The 22,156-nt window shown below is 57.9% G+C and carries 17 protein-coding genes; 13 read left to right on the top strand and 4 right to left on the bottom strand.

Annotation, left to right across the window (positions count from 1 at the left end; translation table 11 throughout):
• Positions 1-56: 56 nt before the first annotated feature.
• Positions 57-1,226, top strand: coding sequence for an ATP-binding protein (locus tag DW661_RS00325; RefSeq protein WP_199408051.1), 1,170 nt, complete (start codon positions 57-59; stop codon positions 1,224-1,226).
• A 338-nt stretch (positions 1,227-1,564) separates the two neighbouring features.
• Here DW661_RS00325 and DW661_RS00320 read toward each other — a convergent pair whose 3' ends face one another.
• Positions 1,565-2,215 carry a GNAT family N-acetyltransferase gene (locus DW661_RS00320; protein WP_118934087.1) on the bottom strand — a complete coding sequence of 217 codons (651 nt, stop codon included), beginning with the start codon at positions 2,213-2,215 and terminating at the stop codon, positions 1,565-1,567.
• A 350-nt stretch (positions 2,216-2,565) separates the two neighbouring features.
• On the opposite strand from DW661_RS00320, the gene DW661_RS00315 reads away from it, so the two are divergent.
• On the top strand, positions 2,566-3,597 hold the full coding sequence (locus tag DW661_RS00315; RefSeq protein WP_089572362.1) for a 3-deoxy-7-phosphoheptulonate synthase: 1,032 nt from the start codon (positions 2,566-2,568) through the stop codon (positions 3,595-3,597).
• Positions 3,598-4,154: 557 nt separating this feature from the next.
• Here DW661_RS00315 and DW661_RS00305 read toward each other — a convergent pair.
• From DW661_RS00305 to DW661_RS00295, 3 genes are read right to left on the bottom strand one after another with little or no spacing between them, the layout of a single operon-like run.
• Positions 4,155-6,011: an ABC transporter ATP-binding protein gene (locus DW661_RS00305; RefSeq protein WP_118934085.1), complete on the bottom strand. Its 1,857-nt coding sequence runs from the start codon at positions 6,009-6,011 to the stop codon at positions 4,155-4,157.
• A complete protein-coding gene (locus DW661_RS00300; protein WP_118934084.1) occupies positions 6,011-8,377 on the bottom strand; it encodes an ABC transporter ATP-binding protein in 2,367 nt (788 codons plus the stop codon). Before DW661_RS00300 ends, DW661_RS00305 begins: the two co-directional genes overlap by 1 nt.
• Positions 8,374-8,823 (bottom strand): MarR family winged helix-turn-helix transcriptional regulator, encoded by a 450-nt coding sequence (locus tag DW661_RS00295; protein WP_089572358.1) that lies wholly within the window; start codon positions 8,821-8,823, stop codon positions 8,374-8,376. The genes DW661_RS00300 and DW661_RS00295 overlap by 4 nt, the downstream gene beginning before the upstream one ends.
• 249 nt (positions 8,824-9,072) lie before the next feature.
• On the opposite strand from DW661_RS00295, the gene DW661_RS00290 reads away from it, so the two are divergent.
• From DW661_RS00290 to DW661_RS00240, 11 genes are all read left to right on the top strand, one after another.
• Positions 9,073-9,822: an SDR family NAD(P)-dependent oxidoreductase gene (locus DW661_RS00290; protein ID WP_089572357.1), complete on the top strand. Its 750-nt coding sequence runs from the start codon at positions 9,073-9,075 to the stop codon at positions 9,820-9,822.
• A 108-nt stretch (positions 9,823-9,930) separates the two neighbouring features.
• On the top strand, positions 9,931-10,944 hold the full coding sequence (locus tag DW661_RS00285) for a 2-keto-3-deoxygluconate permease (protein WP_117564719.1): 1,014 nt from the start codon (positions 9,931-9,933) through the stop codon (positions 10,942-10,944).
• Positions 10,945-11,413: 469 nt separating this feature from the next.
• On the top strand, positions 11,414-13,465 hold the full coding sequence (gene pflB / locus DW661_RS00280) for a formate C-acetyltransferase (RefSeq protein ID WP_117637024.1): 2,052 nt from the start codon (positions 11,414-11,416) through the stop codon (positions 13,463-13,465).
• 85 nt (positions 13,466-13,550) lie between these two features.
• The gene (gene grcA3 / locus DW661_RS00275; RefSeq protein ID WP_055252439.1) at positions 13,551-13,802 is read left to right on the top strand and encodes an autonomous glycyl radical cofactor GrcA3; all 252 of its coding nucleotides are present in this window, start codon (positions 13,551-13,553) and stop codon (positions 13,800-13,802) included.
• A 302-nt stretch (positions 13,803-14,104) separates the two neighbouring features.
• Positions 14,105-15,115, top strand: coding sequence for a LacI family DNA-binding transcriptional regulator (locus DW661_RS00270; protein ID WP_118934082.1), 1,011 nt, complete (start codon positions 14,105-14,107; stop codon positions 15,113-15,115).
• Between the two features lie 184 nt (positions 15,116-15,299).
• Positions 15,300-16,682 (top strand): family 43 glycosylhydrolase, encoded by a 1,383-nt coding sequence (locus DW661_RS00265; protein ID WP_055252441.1) that lies wholly within the window; start codon positions 15,300-15,302, stop codon positions 16,680-16,682.
• A gap of 45 nt (positions 16,683-16,727) precedes the next feature.
• Positions 16,728-18,179, top strand: coding sequence for a PTS transporter subunit EIIC (locus DW661_RS00260; RefSeq protein WP_117818102.1), 1,452 nt, complete (start codon positions 16,728-16,730; stop codon positions 18,177-18,179).
• A 99-nt stretch (positions 18,180-18,278) separates the two neighbouring features.
• Positions 18,279-19,721 carry a glycoside hydrolase family 32 protein gene (locus tag DW661_RS00255; RefSeq protein ID WP_117818104.1) on the top strand — a complete coding sequence of 481 codons (1,443 nt, stop codon included), beginning with the start codon at positions 18,279-18,281 and terminating at the stop codon, positions 19,719-19,721.
• Positions 19,722-19,987: 266 nt separating this feature from the next.
• A complete protein-coding gene (locus tag DW661_RS00250) occupies positions 19,988-20,842 on the top strand; it encodes a DegV family protein (protein ID WP_117736115.1) in 855 nt (284 codons plus the stop codon).
• A gap of 175 nt (positions 20,843-21,017) precedes the next feature.
• Positions 21,018-21,836: a pyruvate formate-lyase-activating protein gene (gene pflA / locus DW661_RS00245; protein ID WP_118934080.1), complete on the top strand. Its 819-nt coding sequence runs from the start codon at positions 21,018-21,020 to the stop codon at positions 21,834-21,836.
• A gap of 29 nt (positions 21,837-21,865) precedes the next feature.
• Positions 21,866-22,087, top strand: a complete 222-nt coding sequence (locus DW661_RS00240) for a hypothetical protein (RefSeq protein ID WP_118934078.1) — start codon at positions 21,866-21,868, stop codon at positions 22,085-22,087.
• Positions 22,088-22,156 lie beyond the last annotated feature (69 nt).

Genomic DNA, 22,156 nt, shown 5'->3' with positions numbered 1-22,156 from the left:
GATTATGGCAAATGATACTATACGATTATGGTAACAGCGTTATAAGGGGCGTTGATATGGCCGAGTACATTAACAGGGATTTGCATGAGTTGCTCATTCGCATGGCGGGTTGGTTTCCTGTTGTGTCGTTGACGGGGCCTAGGCAGAGCGGTAAGTCTACGCTGGTTAGGCATGCCTTTCCCGACTATTCCTATGTCACGCTTGAGGACCCCCAAACGAGGCGCGCGGCCTTGGAGGATCCGGTGAGTTTTATCCGCAACCGAAAGGGCGGACTCATCATCGATGAGGCGCAATACGCCCCGGATTTGTTCTCGATGATTCAGGTTGTTTCGGATGAGCGGGGAGACGCCGGTCAATACATCCTTACGGGATCGCAAAACTTTTTGATGATGAAAAGCATCGGCCAGTCTCTTGCCGGGCGAGTCGGGATCTTAAAATTGCTGCCATTTTCGTTTCGAGAAGCGGAGAGGGGCCAGCAGGGGCAGTTGGAAGTGGATTTGTTTGCGCTCGAAGGGGGATACCCTCGCCTGCGTTCCGCCGGAATGCCGTCCTCGGTTTATTTCCCCAGCTATATTGATACCTATGTTGAGCGCGATGTTGTGGGCTTGCTTGACGTGCGCAATAAAGCAGAGTTTCATAAGTTTCTGTCCATAATTGCCCAGAGCGCCGGTGCTCTCATTAATATATCTTCGCTTTCTCGAGATACGGGTGTGAACGTATCGACCATTAAAAGCTGGTTGTCTATCCTGGAGCAGAGCTACCTGACGTTTTCACTGCAGCCCTATTATGCAAATGCCAGGAAACGTTTGACTAAAACGCCCAAGCTTTATTTTTACGACACGGGGCTGCTCTGCTACTTGCTCAAAATTGGATCACTGGAGCAACTTTTGGAGAGCCCTTATCTGGGGGCAGTTTTCGAAAACCTCATCGTTTCCGAAACGGCGAAGAGCCATCTCAACGTGGGCGAGAATCCCGAGTTGTATTTCTATAGGGACGACGGCAAGCGAGAAATCGATTTGCTCGACTGCACAAACTCAGGGAGGCCCAAGGCTATCGAAATAAAATCATCCAGAACGTATCACGATAAGTACGCCCGCCATTTACAGGCTGTATGCGATGAGATCGACATTGCAAAAGATGCGCGCTATGTTGTGGCCCGCGTGGATTCAACGTATGAGTCGAAAGACTGTAGCGTGGTCTCGGCGCGTGATTGGCTTTTGCGATAACAAGTTCGGCGTATTAACAACTGCCGCGAAGAGGATCGGACCCCTTTCGCGGCGGTTTTTTGCCGATCCGGTGCGCCTCAGATGCAAGTGAGTAGGCTTTTTTGGATCTGTCGAGCACACCGCGACAAACGCTAAATAAAACCGCAGGTCAGAGCTGCGGCGTTTTGGGGTGTGCTCGGGATCCCGCCAAAAGCCTACTCACTTGGTTTTCACGGTTAGTAAACCGCCGCGAGGGAAAGCAGCTCCCCCGCGGCGGTCTTAACGTTCGCCCAGATAAAACCTGTCACCACAAGGGGGATGGGCGCCTTTTGTGGTGGTTTTGGTACTTGCTTAGCGGGTTAGCCCTGCGTGTCGCCTCCGTACATGTAGACGATAAAACCGTCGCCGGTGTCTTGACTGTGATCCTCCAGGATGCGCTTCATGTTGAGGTGCTCGTAGAACTGCCAGTCGGAGTTGCAGTCGCTCATCAGGAAGAACTTGGTGCAGCCTGCCTTGGCGAGCTCGGCGCGCGCAAGGTCGATAAGCGCGCGGCCGAGCCCCTTGCCCTGCCACTCGGGCACGATGATGATCAGGTTGAGCTGGCCCTGGGCATACTCGTTGCCTGTGGCGGCAAAGCGATCCGCCGTGGCCTTTTCGCGACTGTCGCCGAAGAGCGAGCCCTCGAGCTTGGCGTCGGCGGCCTTTGCCATTTCGGTTGCCTGGGCGAGCATCTCGTTGTAGCAGGACTCCCACGTGGGGTTGGTGCGCGGCTTGCCGTCCTCGAAGATGCCGATGCAGCAGGCGGCGATAATGCGGCCCTCTGCCTCGGCGACGAGCGCGATGGGGGAGCGCTGCAGCTGCATGGCAATGTTGAAGCGCGCGCAGAAATCGGCAGCTTCGACGTCGCCGTGGTTGCGCAGCGTGTTGCACCACAGCTGGTTGTAGATGGCGGCGATGCCAGCCAGGTCGTCGAGCGTGGCGGCGCGCAGGGTTACGTTGTCAAGGCTCATGGAGGCTCCTTCCAAGGTGGGTCAGGCCACCTCTGAGTGTGACATGGGCGCACCGCTGCCGCATCAACCATTCGGTAGACGAGCTTCGATCTCTCGGGGACGGAGGAAAAGGGGCCACGAGCGAGGATTTTCGGACGCTTGCTCGACGAGAGTGGATAATCTCCCGCTTTTAGCGCGAACATAGGTCAAAAACGGGAGATTATCCACTCTCGTTGGAAGCGCCCGAAAATCCTCGCTCGTTATCCATTCCCTTTTTGGCTGGTTGTGCTTGCACTTTAGCGTGCGACAGCGGATAATGCCGAGCATTCGACAATGTTCTCGTTGCCATCAATTGATTGAGGAGGCCCCGCATGGCCATGGAATTTAAACGCAGGCTGCCGATCCCCATGGAGATCCGCGAGGAAATGCCGCTTTCCGCCGAGCTTACCGCTAAGAAGCAGGCATTCGACGCCGAGGTCGCCAAGGTCTTTACCGGCGAGGACGCGCGCAAGGTGCTCATCATCGGACCGTGCTCTGCCGACCGCGAGGACTCGGTCCTCGAGTACATGAACCGCCTGGCCAAAACCGCCGAGGAGGTCAAGGACAAGCTCATCATCATTCCGCGCGTCTACACCAACAAGCCGCGTACTAAGGGCACTGGCTACAAGGGCCTGCTGCACAACCCCGACCCCGAGGCGCCCGATGACCTGCTCGAGGGCGTTAAGGCCATCCGCCACATGCACCTGCGCGTCATCGAGGAGACTGGCTTCTTCACTGCCGACGAGATGCTCTACCCGTCCAACTACCAGTACCTCGTCGACCTGTTGAGCTACGTCGCCGTGGGTGCGCGCTCGGTCGAAAACCAGGAGCATCGCCTGGTGTCGAGTGGCATTTCGGTGCCGGTGGGTATGAAGAACCCCACTGCCGGTTCCACCACCGTCATGCTCAATTCCATCTACGCCGCCCAGGCGCATCAGAGCTTTATCTTCCGCAACTGGGAGGTCGAGTGCGACGGCAACCCGCTCGCGCATGCCGTCATGCGCGGCTACATCGGCCTCGACGGTCGTACCTACCCCAATTACCACTACGAGCACCTGGAGCGTCTGGCCGAGCGCTACACCGAGCACGCCGGCTATGCCAATCCGGCAGCGGTCATCGACTGCAACCACGACAACTCGGGCAAGCGTCCGCTGGAGCAGTATCGCATTTGCAAGGAGGTGCTCGACAGCTGCCGCCGCAACGAAGCCATTTCAAGGCTGGTCAAGGGCTTTATGATCGAGTCCTACCTTGAGGACGGCAACCAGCCGGTCGACGGCGGTGTCTTTGGCAAGTCGATCACCGATCCGTGCCTGGGCTGGGAAAAGACCGACTACCTCATTCACGAGATCGCGGAGCGGGTTTAGTTACGCGGGTTTTCGCTGACTCTGCCAAGACATCGGCGGTCCCGTTGCTGCCGGGCACTCATTGGGGACAGACTTAAATGAGTGCTCGCAGAATGAGAGTGGATAATCTCCCGTTTTTAAGTAGTCGTTGGGGACGTTCTTGTTTGACTGGTCGTTTAAGAACGTCCCCAATGACTACCCTGTTGGCCTTTTCCAGGCCCTGTGGGCAAAAAATGGCAAATATGAGTACTGTTGCTATCGTAGTGTCATATTGCCGGCATAAGATAATAGACATAACAGAAAATATGTTCATTAACCTTAACACATATAAGCCCGCTATAGAACTATTTGAGTAATTTAGGGGCGCTTGCAAGCCGTGCGGGCAGCATATGGGGCTGTTTTGGCTGTTACTAAAAAGGTAACAGTACTCATATTTGCCATTTTTTGCCCACAGGGGCTGGAAAGGACCGTCAATTCGGCTCCAGGGGATGCGGCCCAAGGGCCGCAGAACGAAAAATGGGGGCGCTGGTTGTCCTGCGCCCCCATTCTTTGGGTATTGCGGTTGTTTGCCGCCGGTTTTACGCCGCCTCGTCGAACTGCGAGTTGTACAGGTCGGCGTAGAAGCCGCCCTGGGCGAGCAGTTCGTCGTGTGTGCCCTTCTCGACGATGTCGCCGTCGCGAATCACCAAGATCACGTCGGCGTTGCGGATCGTGGACAGGCGGTGCGCGATGACAAAGCTCGTGCGGCCCTGCATCAGCGCATCCATGGCGCGCTGGATGAGCTCCTCGGTGCGGGTATCGACGTTGGAGGTCGCCTCGTCCAAAATCAGCGCCGGACGGTCGGCCAAAATGGCGCGGGCGATGGTCACGAGTTGGCGCTGGCCCTGTGAGAGGTTGGTGCCCTCCTCATTGATCATAAAGTCGTAACCGCCGGCGAGCGTATGGATAAAGTGGTCGCAGCGTGCGGCGCGCGCGGCGGCCTCGACCTCGGCGTCAGTCGCATCGGGACGTCCGTAGCGGATGTTCTCGCGGATGGTGCCGTTAAACAGCCAGGTATCCTGCAGCACCATGGCAAACTCGCCGCGCAGTGCCGCGCGGTCCCAGTCGCGCACGTCGACGCCCTCGACGCGCAGCGAACCGCCGTCCACGTCGTAGAAACGCTGCAGCAGCTTAATGAGCGTGGTCTTGCCGGCGCCGGTGGGGCCGACGATGGCGATGGTCTGACCGGGCTGCGCCTCGCAGCTAAAGTCGTGGATGATGGTCTTGTCGGGCGTGTAGCCAAACTTGACATGGTCAAACTCAACGTGGCCGGGGCGCTTCTCGGGAATCTGGGCGTCGGCCTTCTGCTCCTCCTCGGGCGCGGCGAGGAACTCAAAGACGCGCTCGGTGGCAGCGGCCATCGACTGCATCGTGTTGCTCACGTTGCCCAGCTGCTGCACCGGCTGCGTAAAGTTGCGCACGTACTGGATAAAGCTCTGGATGTCGCCGGGCGTGGCATTGCCGGTCAGCGCGAGCTGTGCGCCCACCACGACAACGCCCACGTAGCCCATGTTGCCCACCAAGCTCATAAGCGGCATCATCAGGCCCGATAGGAACTGCGAGCGCCAGCCACTAATAAAGAGACGGTCGTTTTGACGGTCGAACTCCTCGATTGAGGCCTCGGCGCGGTCGAACACCTGAATAACGTTCTGGCCGGCAAAGTCCTCCTCGATAATGCCGTTGACGGCGCCCAGGACTTGCTGTTGCTCGCGGAAGTACGGCTGCGAGAAGTGAATCATCACGGTCAGGATAATCGCGGCAGCCGGCAGCGTGAGCACGGTGACGCCGGTGAGCGGCAGACTGATCGACAGCATCATGACGAGCACGCCGATAATCTGCGTCACCGATGTGATGAGTTGTGTCACGCTCTGGTTGAGTGACTGACCCAGCGTGTCGACATCGTTGGTGATGCGGCTGAGCACGTCGCCCTTGCTGTGGCCGTTGAAGTAGCTCATCGGCACGACAGCGATCTTGGCGGCGATCTCCTTGCGCATGCGGTAGCAAATCTTTTGCGTGACGCCGGTCATGAGCCAGCCCTGGATGAGGCCGCAGACAGAGCTTGCCAGATACAGGCAGAGCAAAAAGCCGAGCGTCTTGGCGATCCAGGCAAAGTCAACGTCGCCGGCACCGTTGACCTTGGCAACCAGGCCCTCGAACAGCTTGGTCGTAACCTGGCCGAGCACCTTGGGCCCCACAATGTTAAAGATGACCGAGCATACGGCAAAGGCGACGGCGGCAAACACGGCAATCTTGTGCTGGCCGATATAGCCGAGCAGCTGCCTCATGGTGCCCTTAAAGTCCTTGGCCTTTTCGCCGCGGCCCATACCACCCATGCGGCCCATGGGACCGCGCCGGCGGGTGGGCTTGGGAATCTGAGTCTTGGTCTCGTCTGCCATTAGCGCTCGCCTCCTTCCATGACGGCTTCAATCTCTTCTTGGGTAAGCCCCAACTCCTCGGCGGAAAGCTGCGACTGTGCGATCTCCAGGTATGCCGGGCAGTTGTGCAGCAGTTCCTCGTGCGTGCCGGTGCCCACTACGTGGCCGTCGTCGAGCACGATGATCTGATCGGCGTGCATGATGGTCGCGATGCGCTGGGCCACGACCACGAGCGCGGCGTCGGTAACGTTTTTGGCAAGCTCCTCGCGCAGGCGCGCGTCGGTCTTGTAGTCGAGGGCGCTAAACGAGTCATCGAACACCACGACCTCGGGCTTTTTGGCCAACGCGCGGGCGATGGCCAGGCGCTGGCGCTGACCGCCCGAGACATTGGAGCCGCCCTGGCTGATGGGGGAGTCGTAGCCGCCCTCGCGCTCGGCGATAAAGTCCTCGGCCTGTGCGATGCGTGCCGCCTGGCGCATGTCATCATCGCTCACCATGTCGCCGGCAAATTTGAGGTTGCTCTCGACAGTGCCCGAGAACAGACGCCCCTGCTGCGGGATATAGCCAATGCGGCGGCGAAGCTCGGAAAGGGTCATATCGCGCACGTCGATGCCGTCGAGCGAAATGCTGCCGCCGGTGACGTCGTACAGGCGCGGGATGAGCTGCACAAGCGTGGACTTGCCCGAACCCGTGGAGCCGATGATGCCGAGCATCTGGCCGGCGTGCGTGGTGAAGTTCACACCGCTGATGACATCGGCGTGGGCATCGGGATACTGGAAGCTCACGTCGTGGAAGGCGAGCTCACCGCGCGGCGCGTTGGCCGCGGGCAGTTTGGGCGAGACGGGGTCGTTGATGCTCGTGGGACAGGTGATGACCTCTTCCACGCGCTCGGCTGCGACCTCGGCGCGGGGCAGGATGACCGAAACCATGGTGAGGATCATAAACGCCATGACGATCTGCATGGTGTAGGAGATAAACGCCATCATGTTGCCGACCTGCATCACGCCGTCGGACACGCCCTGCGCACCAAACCAGACGATAAGCACGGTGATGCAGTTCATGACGAGCATCATGAGCGGCATCATAAAGCTCATGGCGCGGTTGGTGTAGAGCTGCGTGGTCATCAGGTCGAGGGACGCCTGGTCAAAGCGCTCGAGCTCATGCTCCTCGCGGTTAAACGAGCGGATGGGCATAAGGCCGTCGAGCAGCTCGCGGGCGGTAAGGTTCACGCGGTCCACAAAGCTCTGCATCTTTTTGAACTTGGGCATGGTGAGGCCCATAAGCACGCCGACGACGGCCGAGACCGCGATGATGGCCACGGCGATGGTCCACTCCAGGCCGGTGTGGTTGGCCAGGACGCGCATGACGGCGACGATGCCCATGACGGGCGCCATGAGGCACATGCGGATAAACAGGGTTGCGGCCATCTGAATCTGCTGAATGTCGTTGGTGCAGCGGGTGATGAGCGAGGCTTGGCTAAACTTGCCCACCTCGGCCGGCGAGAAGTGCATAACCTTGTTGAAGGTCTCGCGGCGCAGGTCGCGGGCGATGGAGCAGGCGGTGCGCGAAGCCACGGCACCGGTCAGGATGGTGGCGACCAGCGACACCAGACACAGACCAAACATCGTGGTCGCCATGCGGCCCAGGTAGGCGTTCTGCACGTCGGCGGGGTCGATACCCTGTGCCTTGTACTCGTCCTGCACATAGCTCACGGCGCGTTGGGTCACGATGGAGCCCGACATGGAGCCCATTTTGTCCGCCATACCGTTGGCGCCCTCGACGAGCTTGCCTTGGTCGATTAGGCCGCCTTCAACGCCTAGACGCAGGCTCTTCATGGTGATCTTGCCGCCGTCGGCATCAATCTGCTTTTGCATATTCTGCGCCGCTGCGGCCTTTTGCTGCATCTTGGCGAGCTGGTCGGGCGTCATCGCTGCCATTTGCTCGGGCGTGGGCATGGCTTGGGCGTCGCTGTTGCCTTTCTCGCTGGACGCGCCCATCATGTCGCCCATGGAGCTGGCGTCGATGCCTTGGTTGAGCGAAAGGACGACGGTCTCGGGCAGGCTCATGATATCGGCAATCTTGCCGCCGTCGGCGCGCTCATCCTCGGTTCCCCTGTACGTGCGAATGCCGTTTTTGTCTGCCCTGCCAAACGCAGCTTCTACTGTCTTGGCGTCTTTGGCGCTCATAAAGAGTTCGAGGTCGTCGAGCGATTCGGCACGAATGGTGTCGGGCACGGGCGAGGCGATGCCGCCTTGCTGCACGCCCACGTCGACGATGTCGCTCATATAGGTAGGCAGTGCCAGATCGGCGTTACAGCTGATTACGATAAGTACGATAGCTGCGAACAGTGATGGGACATGCTTTTTAAAGAGCTTGAGAATCCTCACTTGGCATTTCTCCTTTCTTGATTGCAGTCGATAATTTCGTTGAGACGCCTTAGAAGGCGCACCATCTCTTGGGTATCTGTTTCGCCGAGCTGCTCGAGGAAGGCCGCGGTGCGCTCCTCGAATTCCCGACGTTTGATTTCGAGATTCTGGAATCCCTTGTCGGTCATCGTGACGTGTACACGACGACGGTCGGTCTTTGAGTGCTCGCGCTCGACCCAGCCCTTGGCTTCGAGAGTGCGTAAGATATTGGCGATGCGGGCACTCGAGACCCAGGCGCGATTTGCGAGTTCGCTCGGCGTGAGCGAACCGCCAGCGAGCATGAGGGCGCGCATGACAGCCATCTCGCCGCCGAGAGCTTTGTCCGCAGAGCGTGAAATGCGATGATGCATGCTGCCAAACTCAGTTAAGAGCTGACGTCCAAGCTCATGGAAATCGGTATCTTCCACCGAAAACCCCTAACACTAGAAACTATTTTCGGTGAAAGATGATACCCGCATATTCGGGCCTCATGCAGTGGGCAATATAAAGAGCGCATAAAGAGTTAAAAAAATCAATTGCTGAAGCGTTTCAAAGAACTACTATGCCCGCGGTTAGGCGAGGGGTTGTCACCACCATGACGACTGGGACTCATTTATCGCCACGTGCGATGCTCCAACTTCCCGCAAGGAGACACCTGAATCAAGGGGGTTGGAGTCATGGCATTTGACTTCACGGGCAAAACCGCGATCGTTACCGGCGGCACTCAGGGCATTGGCCTCGAGATCGCCAAGGGCATCGTCGCGGGCGGCGGACACGTCGCGCTCATCGCAAGGAACGCTGCCAAGGGCGAGGCCGCTGTGGTCGAGCTTGGCGAGGGCAACAAGTTCTATCAGCTCGATGTCGCCGATGCACCCAAGGCACGCGAGACCGTCGAGCAGATTTTTACGGACCTGCCGCAAACCAACATCCTGATCAACTGTGCTGGCGTCATCAGCACCAAGAAGTTCGACGAGATCGATGACACCGAGTGGCGTCGTACCATCGACATCAACCTCAACGGTACCTTCACTATGATGAATGCTGTGTACCCGCACTTTAAGGCGGCCCATGCCGGCACTATCGTCAACGTGAGTTCCGTTGCGGGCAAGATCGGTGGCGGCCTGCTCGGCACCGCGGCTTACGCGAGCTCCAAGGCCGGTGTTAACGGTCTAACCAAGGCAGTCGCCAAGGAAGGCGGCAAGTTTGGCGTCCGCTGCAACGCCGTGTGCCCGTCGCTCACCCTTACCGATATGACCTCGATTCTCTCTGACGAGAACTCTCAGCGCATCATCAACGGTATTCCTCTGGGCCGCGCCGCCCAGGCCAGCGAGCCTGCGCAGATGGTGCTGTTCTTCGCTTCCGACCTCGCCAGCTTCGTGAACGGCGAGATCGGCGACTGCGACGGCGGCATCGTCCTGGACGGGTAATACCCCACGACGATTATTCGGCGACGGTTCCTGCGACTCGGGACCGTCGCCTTCTTTCTGACATAGGCGCGTGCGGCTACGATTCGCATGCATCCAAAGGAGATATATATGAGTGAATCGACTGCGGTGGAGGCGCCGGCGGCAAAGGAGCCGTTCTTTAAGATGTCCTCCATCCCGGGTGCCAATATTTTGGTGCCGCTTTTGTTGGGCTGCCTGCTCAACACGCTGTTCCCCGACCTGTTCAAAACGCTCGGCAGCTTTACGCTCGGCATGACCCAGCAGGGCGCAGGCCCGCTTGTTGGCGCTTTTTTGCTCATCGTCGGTACGACGATTTCGTTTAAGAGCGCTCCTGCCGCCGCTGCCCGCGGCGCCATCATCATCGCCGTCAAGCAGATCGTGGTCGTTGCCGTGTCGCTGCTCATCCTTTATGTATTCAACGACAACCTGTTTGGCATCTCTGCCATGGTGATGCTGGCCGCTTGCACCGGCGCCAACAACGCTATGTACGCTGGTCTGATGGGCACCATGGGCAATGAGGCCGAGCGTGGTGCCGTCGCAATCACCACGCTGGTTGTCGGCCCTCCGGTCACGATGATCGTGCTCGGCGCTGCCGGTCAGGCTCCGATCGGTTGGTCGCTCGTGGGCGCCATCCTGCCGATCGTCGTCGGCATTATTCTGGGTAACCTCTTCCCGAGCTTTAAGAAGATGATGGCACCGGCACTTTCCGCCATCATCGTGCTCGTCTTCTTTGCCATGGGCTCGACCATGACCTTTGGCCAGCTTATCAACGGTGGTCTTCCCGGCATCCTGCTCGGCGTGATCTGCTCGGTAGTCTTTGCAATTCCCGTCATCGCGGTCGATAAGCTCACGGGCGGTACGGGTGTCGCAGGTGCGGCCATTTCGAGCTGCGCCGGAGCCAATGTGGCCACGCCTGCTGCCATGGCAAGCGTCAACGAGGCCATGTACGGCGGCGCGGTGCTCGCGACGGCTACGGCGCAGGTTGCAGCATGTGCTATCGTGACGGCCATTTTGACCCCGCTGGTCACCAGCTGGTGCTACAAGCATTTTGAGGGCCAGGGCCACAGCAAAGCAACGACCGACAAGGCCGCCGCAGCCGCCTAATGCCAAACGGCAATCAAAGCTAAATAACTAGCCATGCCACAGGGCGGCCCCGGGGGAAATCCCGTGGCCGCCCTGCAGTTTCTGCGGGGTCTCTGGGGCACTTTACCCTGCTAAAACTGGCATAACAGCTAGAGTGAACGTCGTACAAAGGCAAGGAAATATACCAAACAAATCGGTGAACGGTAGTTGTTCGCGCTCGCATTTCCTGCGGATTTGTTAAAAACGCACTAATGGTATAAAAAAAGAAACATATAACAGCCCTGATGAAGGGGGTGGCTATGTTATCCTTCTCAAACGGGTGAAATCTTGGGTTTTGGGTTGTAGTTCCAAGGTGGACAAACGTTTTCCCTGCACCAACGTGTGGTGAAGAACGGAAGAAGCCGGTAGTGCAAGCCGAACATTCAAGAATTCAATAAGCAGCGGTGTGAGAGAGCGCCGCATTACACGTAACTAGGAGCGTGGTTACACAATGCAGGAGGCATGGGAAGGCTTCAAGGAAGGCATCTGGACGGGAGAAGTTGACGTCCGAGACTTCATCCAGAAGAACTACACCCCCTACGAGGGCGACGAGTCGTTCCTCGCCGGCCCAACCGAGCGTACCAAGGAGCTGTGGGGCGAGGTTCTCGACCTGCTGCTTAAGGAGCGCGAGCAGGGCGGTGTCCTCGATATGGACACCAAGACCGTTACGGGTATCGTGAGCCACCCCGCTGGCTACATCGATAACGCCCACCGCGAGAAGGAGACCATCGTCGGTCTCCAGACTGACAAGCCGCTCAAGCGCGCGCTGCACGTCAACGGCGGTATCCGCATCGCTTGCCAGGCTGCCAGCCAGCACGGCTATAAGGTCGACGAGAACGTTGTCGAGCGCTACACCTTCGAGCGCAAGACCCACAACGCTGGCGTCTTCGATGTTTACACCCCCGAGATGCGTGCTTGCCGCTCGGCTCACATCATCACCGGTCTGCCCGATGGCTATGGCCGCGGCCGCATCATCGGCGACTACCGTCGTGTTGCCCTGTACGGCGTCGACTACCTGATCAAGGACAAGGAGGCCCAGAAGGCTTCCACCCCGACGGTCATGACCGCCGACAACATCCGCGATCGTGAGGAGCTGCAGGAGCAGATCCGCGCCCTCGGCGAGCTCAAGATGATGGCCGAGACCTATGGTTTCGACATTTCCAACCCTGCTACCAACACGCAGGAGGCCATCCAGTGGATGTACTTCGCCTACCTCGCTTCCGTCAAGGAGCAGAACGGCGCCGCTATGTCCATTGGCCGTACCTCCACGTTCATCGACATCTACGCTGAGCGCGACCTTGCCAACGGTACCTTCACCGAGGAGCAGATCCAGGAGTTCGTGGATCACTTCATCATGAAGCTCCGCATGGTCAAGTTTGCCCGTACCCCCGAGTACCAGGCCCTGTTTACCGGCGATCCGCAGTGGGTCACAGAGTCCATCGGCGGCATGGGTGTTGACGGCCGTACGCTCGTTACCAAGATGAGCTACCGCTACCTGCACACGCTCGAGAACATGGGCACCAGCCCCGAGCCCAACATGACCGTTCTGTGGTCGACCCGTCTGCCCGAGAACTTCAAGAAGTTCTGCGCCAAGACTTCTGTCGCCAGCTCCTCGATTCAGTACGAGAACGACGACCTCATGCGCGTCTACCACGGCGACGACTACGGCATTGCCTGCTGCGTGTCCTCCATGCGCATCGGCAAGGAGATGCAGTTCTTCGGCGCCCGCGCCAACCTGGCCAAGTGCCTGCTGTACGCACTCAACGGCGGTGTTGACGAGGTCTCCAAGAAGCAGGTCGGCCCCAAGTATCGCGCCGTCGAGGGCGATACGCTCGATTACGACGACGTTGTGGCCAAGTACAACGACATGATGAAGTGGCTCGCTGGCGTGTACGTCAACTCGCTGAACATCATCCACTACATGCACGACAAGTATTGCTACGAGCGCATCCAGATGGCTCTGCACGACAAGCACGTGCACCGCTGGTTCGCTACGGGCATTGCTGGCCTTTCCGTCGTGGCTGACTCCCTGTCCGCCATCAAGTACGCCAAGGTCCACCCCGTCCGCGACGAGAACGGCATCATTGTCGACTTCGAGACCGAGGGCGAGTTCCCCAAGTACGGTAACGACGACGACCGCGTCGACCAGATCGCTCACGACGTTGTGCACCAGTTCATGGAGTACATCCGCATGAACGACACCTACCGCAACTCCGTGCCCACGACCTCGGTTCTGACCATCACCTCCAACGTCGTGTACGGCAAGAAGACCGGTTCTACGCCTGATGGCCGCAAGGCTGGCCAGCCCTTCGCCCCGGGTGCTAACCCCATGCACAAGCGCGATAGCCACGGCGCCATCGCTTCGCTGTCTTCGGTTTCCAAGCTCCCGTTCCGCGATGCTCAGGACGGCATCTCCAACACCTTCTCCATCATCCCGGGTGCGCTCGGCAAGGAGGACCAGGTGTTCTTTGGCGATATCGACCTTGATCAGCTGGGCGAGTAACTATTGTTAGTGCTATACTAACAATAACGATTACTGATTAGTGCGCCGGTTTCGGCCGGCGCCTATCGATCGAAGGAGACACATTATGAAGGTTTCTGAAGTTTCCGAGACTCAGGCCGATAACCTGGTCCACATGCTCGACGCTTACGCCGAGAAGGGTGGCCACCACCTGAACATCAACGTCTTCAACCGTGAGACGCTGCTCGACGCTCAGGCTCACCCCGAGAAGTACCCGCAGCTGACCATTCGCGTTTCCGGCTACGCCGTGAACTTCCACACGCTCACCAAGGAGCAGCAGGACGAGGTCATTTCGCGTACCTTCCACAACAAGTTCTAAAGGGGTTTAACTCCCGCAGGATCGCCGGGGCTGTTTGGGCTACCTCCCAAAACGTCCTCGGACATGCAAGAAGCCCTCGCTGCGCACTTCGTGCGGCGAGGGCTTCTTGCGTCCTGCGGAATATTTTGGGAGGTAGCCCAAACAGCCCCGGCGGGGTCCTGTGTAGTCACCCTTTAGGCGGAACTCTCCTAATTATTTGGATGAGTCGTTTACTTACTTGTACTGTTACCGTCTTCCCACTGTTGTTGGGGTATGCTTTGTTCGTATGTAAACGTATGACATGTTGATGAGGGGAGGGTGCTATGGCTCGCGAGGGTGCTCGTTCTAAGGATTCTGCTAAGCCTGGCATCAAGGAAGTTGCAGCGGTGGCGGGGGTTTCGCCTACTACGGTATCTCGCGTGCTTAATAATCGCGGCTATATTAGCCAAGAGACCCGCGATAAGGTCCATGCCGCGATGGAGCGTATCAACTATACGCCCAACGATATCGCCCGTGCTATGCTCAACGGTCGCCTGAATCTAATCGGTATGATCGTTCCCTATGTCAGCAGCCCGTTTCATGCACAAGCGGTCCAAGCCGTTGAGCGTACCCTGGCCGAAAACGGTTTTAAGATGTTGCTGTGCAATAGCGCCAATCGACCTGATCTTGAGCGTTCTTATATCGATATGCTTCGGCGCAATATGGTTGATGGCGTCATCGTCAACTCGCTTAATATCGGTGCCGAGGCGTATGCCGAGATGGGCTTGAGTCTGGTTGGTATCGACTGCGACCTTGGCGAGGCCTCTGTTCAGATTGCGAGCGACAGCTATAGCATCGGCGAACTTGCCACGCGTCGCCTGATCGATGACGGGTGTTCGCGCATCTTGTGCCTGCGCAACAATAGCCGCATGCGTATGCCTGCCAATAAGCGTACCGATGCCTACCACGATGTTGTGGAGCAGGCCGGTTTGCCCGCGCTTGTCCGTGAGGTCGAGTTCGTTAAGTCCGACGACGAAAAGAGCGCGGTCGTTGCGAAGACCCTCGATGAGAACCCCGATATTGACGGCATCTTTGCGGGAGACGACACGATGGCGGCCATCTGTCTCAACGTGATGAAGCAACGCGGCTTGAGCGCTCCGGACGATATTAAGGTCGTGGGCGCGGATGGTGCCCGCCGCACCATGACGTTTATGCCTGACTTAACAACCGTACGCCAAGATATCGATCGCATCGGAGAGCTCGCGGCGCAATCCATCATCGCTCTTATTAACGGCGATAAGCCCGAATCGAATATCAAACTCCCCGTTGAACTCATTGAGGGCAAAACCGCGTAGTTCATCCCGTGCCAAAAGAATTCCTCAAACGCCTCTGATGACCGTTCGCCGGCATATGTCAACCGTTTGCCGACGACTGGAACTGCGAAAAGACGTATTGGTGTGAAAACGTTTGACATATGAAAACGATTGACATATCTTGCAGTTGTACCGAGTTAGTATCTTGCGGGAAAGGAAGTCTCGGATGCACAAGGTGTATTACCAGCCTGAGGGAATTTGGGTAGGCGACATCATGCCGTACGGCGAGGACGGCACGTTCTATCTCTATCACCAGCGTGACACGCGTAACCCCGGACCTTTCGGAGAGCCGTTTGGCTGGGCGCTCGCTACGACCAAGGACTTCGTCAATTACAAAGACTTTGGCGAGAGCCTTGAGCGTGGCGGCGACGAGGAAGTCGACCAGTATGTTTATGCCGGCACGGTGTTTAAGGTGGGCGACAAGTACCATGCGCTCTACACTGGTTGCAATCGCGATAAGGTCCGCGCACGTTTGATGAAGCAGGTTCTTCTTCACGCAACGAGTGACGACGCCGTCAAGTGGGAGAAGAACATCGCCGAGACGCTGCTTCCGCCCCAGGAGGGTTACGATGACCGCAACTGGCGCGATCCCTTTGTGCTTTGGGATGAGGAGAACGAAGAGTACATGCTCATCCTCGGCACGCGTGTGGGCGAGGACAAGCGTCTGATGACCGGTCGTCTGGTCAAGTTCACCTCCAAGGACCTGGATACCTGGGAGTTCCAGGGCGACTGGTGGAATCCGGGCCTGTACACCATGTTTGAGATGCCTGATCTCTTTAAGATGGGCGACTGGTGGTATCTGGTGTTCTCTGAGTACAGCGATGGCAACAAGACCCGTTACCGCATGTCTCGCTCTATCAACGGTCCCTGGATTACTCCTGCGGACGATTCCTTCGATGGCCGCGCGTACTATGCCGCACGTACCGCATTTGATGGCGAGCGCCGCGTTCTCTTTGGTTGGGTTCCTACGCGTGACGAGGGCGGCGACCCCAGCTCTTACCTGTGGGGTGGCACCTTTATGCCCCTCGAGATCGTTCAGCGTGCCGACGGAACGCTTGGCACCAAACTCCCCGACAGCATGCTTGGCGCCTTTGGCGAGGCTAAGGCAGTCGAGGCCTTTGAGCTTTCCTGCGAGTCGGGCAAGGTCGAGCAGGTGCTCGCTGCGGATGCCGGTTCCACCTATATGCTCGACGCCGACATCGAGCTCGCCGGTGACGCTGCCGGCTTCTCGGTGAAGCTCGCCGAGGACGCCGAGTCTGGTCTTGCCTATGAGTTCCGCGCCAACCTGCGTGAGGGCAAGCTCGAGTTTACGGCGGCCCCCCAGTATCCGTGGTTCCAGGTCAACAACATGGGCCTCGAGCGTCCGTTGTTCTTTAAGGGCGAGGGCACTCATCATGTGCGCCTGGTCGTTGACGACGATATCGCGACCATCTTTGTCGATGATGTTGCGCTTAACGCTCGCTTCTGCAATAAGCAGGGCCAGGGTGTGGCGCTGACGGTCACCGACGGTACGGTCAAGTGCGCAAATGCAACGATCGCATCTCTGTAATGGCCACAAAACGTCTTATGATTTCGTAAGGGAATGGAGAGGAACATGGACTACAAAGTAGTGTCTCAGCAAGTCGTCGATAACGTCGGCGGTCTGGATAACATCGAGGGTGCCACGCATTGCGTTACGCGTCTGCGTCTGGTGCTCAAGGATACGAGCAAGTACAACAAGGCCGAGCTCGAGAACATCGATGGCGTCAAGGGCGTGCTGTACAACAGCGGCCAGCTCATGATCATCTTCGGTACCGGTACCGTAAACAAGGTCTATGATGAGTTTATGGCTCTGACGGGCGTTAAGGAGATCAGTGCTTCCGAGGTCAAGGGCGCCGAGGCGGACAAGAAGGGCAAGTTCTTCTCGGTCCTCAAGGTATTCTCGGACATCTTTATCCCCATCATTCCCGCTTTCGTCGGCGCTGCTATCATCATCGGCCTTAAGTCGCTGATCGTTGCCAACGGCCTCTTTGGCATGGAGGGCAGCCTTGCCGACCACAGCGAGTTCCTCAAGAACCTCGCAAGCTTCTTTGCCATTATCGCTACCACCTTCGATTACCTGCCTGTCCTGGTGATGTACAGCGCGGTCAAGCGTTTTGGCGGCAACCCGATCCTAGGTATCCTCGTCGGCATCGTCATGGTTCATCCGAGCCTTATGAACCGCAACGCGTTCGTTATGGACCCGACGGGTGCTGAGTATTGGAACTTTGGTCCGCTCTCCATTCCCATGGTTGCTTTCCAGGGCGGCGTGTTCCCCGCAATCCTGACCGCCTGGTTCATGGCCAAGGTCGAGAAGATTGCCCAGAAGTACATCCCCGAGGTCGTCTCGTTCGTCTTTGTCCCGACCGTTACCCTGATTCTTGCCAACGTCGCCCTGTTCACCGTGTTCGGCCCGCTCGGCAACCTGATTGGCGACGTCCTTGCCGGCGTAATCGATGTCCTGTACAACAGGATGGGCGTCTTTGGTGCCTTCGTCTTTGCCGCGTTCCTGCAGCCGCTCGTCGTTACCGGTACGCACCAGTTCATTCAGGGTATCGAGGCTAATCTCGTTGCCACGACCGGCTTCAACTACATCCAGGCCATCTGGTCCGTTTCCATCATCGCCCAGGGCGGCGGCGCCATCGGCATGTATCTCATTCACAAGAAGCATTCCAAAGAGCGCAACATCTGCATGTCGTCCTTTATCCCGACGCTGGTCGGAATCTCCGAGCCCGCTATCTTTGCTGCAAACATGCGCTACTCGATCATTCCGTTCATCTGCGCTTGCATCGGTGCAGGCTGCGGCGGTGCCTTCGTGAAGCTCTTTGAGGTGCGCGCTATCGGCCAGGGTCTGACCGGCGTACTTGGCCTGCTCATCGTCACGCCCGAGACCCTCGTGTGGTATGTGGCTGGCAATCTGATCGCTTTCTTCGTCCCGATCATCCTGATCTTTGCCTACAACAAGGCAAAGGGCGTTCCGACCACCGATGAAGAGGGTGCAGGCGCCGGCTTTGATGTCAGCTTCTAATCCAGATCCGTCAAGGTAATGTACGGGTCGACCTGTTGGAGAAGGGCGTTTGGCTCGCATGGGCCGGGCGTCCTTCTCCTCTACAAGAAGGACGATTGAATGTTCGATCAAAAACATAAGGTGACGCGCTCGGACTACGAGCTGTGGCGTGCCGGGCAGGATGAGACTGCGGCTCGCATCGCGGCTGACTCCGATAGACTTCTGTTCCATGCGGAGCCCGAGCTTGGCTGGCTCAATGATCCCAACGGTTTGGTGCAGGTTGGTGATACATACCACATCTATCACCAATACGATCCGTTTGATGCCGCGCACGGCGGACCGGTGCTGTGGAATCATCTGACGACGAAGGACTTTGTGACGTACGAGAACCGCGGTCCCGCGCTATTCCCCGATTCAGATCTAGACTCGAGCGGTGCGTATTCGGGGTCTGCATTTATGCACGACGGCAAGATTCACTACTTCTATACCGGTAACGTCAAGCATTTTGACCGCGATGATTATGACTATGTGCTGACAGGGCGCGACCAAAATCAGATTCACATGGTTACCGAGAACCCCGATAAATTGGGGGAGAAGCACATAGCTGTTGGTCCGGTCGATTACCCCGACGATATTAGTACGCACGTGCGCGACCCCAAGATCCTGGAGCACGACGGTATCTACTATATGGTTCTTGGTGCTCGTACGAAAGACGACCGCGGTTGCGTGCTCGTCTATACCTCGCACGATCTTGAGTGCTGGAAATATGCGACGCGTATTGAGCTCGGCGAGAAGTTCGGTTTTATGTGGGAGTGCCCCGATCTGTTTGAGCTTGATGGCGAGCTTATTCTCGTTTGCTGTCCGCAGGGCGTGCCCGCCGATGGTTGGCGTTACCAAAACCCGCATCAGTGCGTGTGGTTTCGTATTGAGGCCGATTGGGAGGCGCCTAGCTTTAAAATCGCCGGGCAGGGTATGCCCCCGATGGTCGATGCGGGTCTTGACTTCTATGCCCCTCAATCATTTGCAGATGCCGACGGTCGACGGATTATGATCGGTTGGGCCGGCTGCCCCGATGCAACGGCTCAAAACCCGACGGTGGAACGCGGATGGCAGTGCGCGCTTACCGTGCCGAGGGTGCTGAATATGCGCGACGGTAAGCTCTGTCAGTGGCCCGCGCGCGAGGTTGAGCAACTGCGCAAGGAGCGTGTTTCGGTGACCGCCGGAGAGACCGTCGGCTCTCCTGGTCGACTGTTTGATGCCGTCGTGTCGTGCCGGGGGACGAAGTCCATTGAGCTGGAAGTTCGTGAGGGCGTTGTCGTGTGCTTTGCCAACGGAATGCTCACACTTGATATGGGCGATGAGGGCTATGGACGCGACAAGAGGTCGGTTGAGCTCGACGAGCTTTACTGCCTGCGAGTCCTTTCGGATGCCACGATGCTCGAGGTATTTGTCAACGACGGCGAGGTTGCGCTTACGAGCCGCACCTATTCGTCTGCGGCGCCGGCGATGCAGTTGCGCGCCGAGGGCGACGCCTCGATGGAGTTTTACCGTCTGGCTCGCTAGCCGCATTGTGAGTGACCATGGCGTTTTGGATACACAGGCTTTCTTGGTGGCTACCGTTTATCGCATATAGCTACCGTTTGCGGAGTAAGTAACACTCATTACCAAACCGTGTAGAATCTCATGCAAGCACGGAGTATTTCAGGGAGACGCTGTCCTTTGTTGTGGCGAAGGGCGGCGTCTCTCTGGTGCTTGGGAGTCGTTGTTCAATTGGGCGACGGGCGTGCGCGCGTAATAAATAACCAACGTCGAGATGGGTCGTGATGATAATGGGCAAGTACGTAATCGTGGTTGAGTCTGGTTCGGATGTGACACCGGAGCTCTGCGAACGCTATGGCATCGTGCGTGTGCCCATGCATGTCACGATTGGTGACGAGACCGTCGAGGACGGCTCGATCGATCCGCTTGAGATTTATTCGCGCTGCAACGAGTTTGGCGTGATGCCCAAGACCAGTGGCTGCGCGCCTGCGGATTTTGCTCACGTGTACGACCGCATCCATGCCGAGCAGCCCGACGCGACCATTTTGCATCTCGCATATTCCGAGGCCACGACCTGCTCGCATCAGTCCTCCAAGATTGCAGCTAAGGGCCGCGACTACGTCTTCTCTATGGACACGCGTTTTGTTTCGGTTGGCCAGTCGCTCGTTGCCGTCGAGACCGCCAAATACATCGAGGCTCACCCCGATGCCACCGTCGATGAGATTTTTGCTTTTACGAACTCCGTCATGGACCGCGTGCTGCTGGGCTTTGTTCCTACCGACCTTGCCTTCCTTAAGGCGGGCGGTCGCTTGTCTAACGCCGCGTTCCTGGGCGCTCATCTGCTCAAGATTAAGCCCTGCATTGAGGTGACGGGTGGCAAGTTCGTGGCGACCAAGAAGCTCCGCGGCTCCATGCTCAAATGCGCCCGTGCCTTTATTGACCACATGGTTGCCAAGGGCGATATTGATTACTCGCACATTGGCTTGGCGTATTCGGTGGGCCTTTCCCAGGAGCTGCGCGACGACATGGAAGTCTATGCGCACGACCTGGGCTTTGAGGACGTTACCTGGACGCAGGTTGGCGGCGTCATCTCGAGCCATTGCGGCCCGACCGCCTTCGGCGCGGTGCTCACGCTTAAGGCGTAAAGGCCGCAGGCGAGCGTTCTCCAGCCTGACATCTCGACGTAGCCCCCCAGCCATGGTGATGGGGGATAGATTAAAACGTGCCGTTCTAGTCCGAGACGTTTAAACGCAAACGCATGGGCTAGAATGGCTCTGGCATTTTAATTGGTTGCATCCAAGGAGAGGCAAGGTAGCGCGAATGGCAGAAATGACGCTTGAGGGTGTGGACGCTCGTCCCGAGGACTCTGCGTATGCCCTGGGTCGCGTGCATTCGATCGAGACGATGGGAACGGTCGACGGACCCGGCATCCGCTTTGTGGTGTTTGTTCAGGGCTGTCCCATGCGCTGCGCGTATTGCCACAATCCCGATACCTGGTCTGTTAACGGCGGCACGATGGTGACCGTCGAGCATCTCATGGACGAGTTCCAGAGCAACCATGAGTTCTACCGTAGCGGCGGCATTACCGTTTCGGGTGGCGAACCGCTCCTGCAGCCCGAGTTTTTGGCCGACCTGTTCCGTGCAATGCACAACAATCCCGATGGCCGTGTGCATACCTGCCTAGATAGCTGTGGCTATGCATTTGATCCCAAGCATCCGGAGAAGTTCGATGCTGTTCTCAACGAGACCGATATGGTGCTGCTCGACATCAAGCATGCCGATCCGGTTGAGCATAAAAAGCTGACCGGTTGCGATCCTGCGCGCATCCTGGCGTTTGGCGATGAGCTTGCCCATCGCAAGATTAAGGTTGTTATTCGCCATGTGGTGGTGCCGGGTATCACCGACACGGCGGAGGAATGCGAGAAGCTCGGTCGCCTGATCGCTCCATGGCACAACGTGGTGGGCCTGGAAATGCTGCCGTATCACACGATGGGTGTCGTCAAGTACGAGCAACTGGGGATTCCCTATAAGCTCGAGGGCGTGCCCCAGATGGATACCGCGCGCATGCCCGAGCTGCGCAACGCCGTCATGGCCGGCATGAAAAAGCGCCGCGCCGAACTCAAAAACGCCATCGGCTAGCGGCACTCATTGGGGACAGACTTAAATGAGTGCGCGATGGCATTGCGGACGAGCAGGTTTTGGTGCGCAACAAGGCAGGCTGGATTAGCGAGGATGGTTACTATTCGACATGCGATGCGGGCCTTATCGACATCGATGGCCGTACCTATGTCATGAGCATCATGACATCGATGCCATGGAGCGACCATTCGAGTGAGGTTGTGACTGCCATCGCCAAGGCGCTCTATGATACCCGCGCTACGCTGGCTTAGCGTGTTCGTTTGGCGAGGTCAAACAAAATGCTGGTACCATACCGTGGTTGAGAATTTCGTATAGGTTTG

It is taken from the genome of Collinsella sp. AM24-1, from assembly GCF_003470325.1.
Classification (GTDB): Bacteria; Actinomycetota; Coriobacteriia; order Coriobacteriales; family Coriobacteriaceae; genus Collinsella.
The sequence above is the reverse complement of the archived record's forward strand: the minus strand, read 5'-3'. Positions and strand labels throughout refer to the sequence as shown.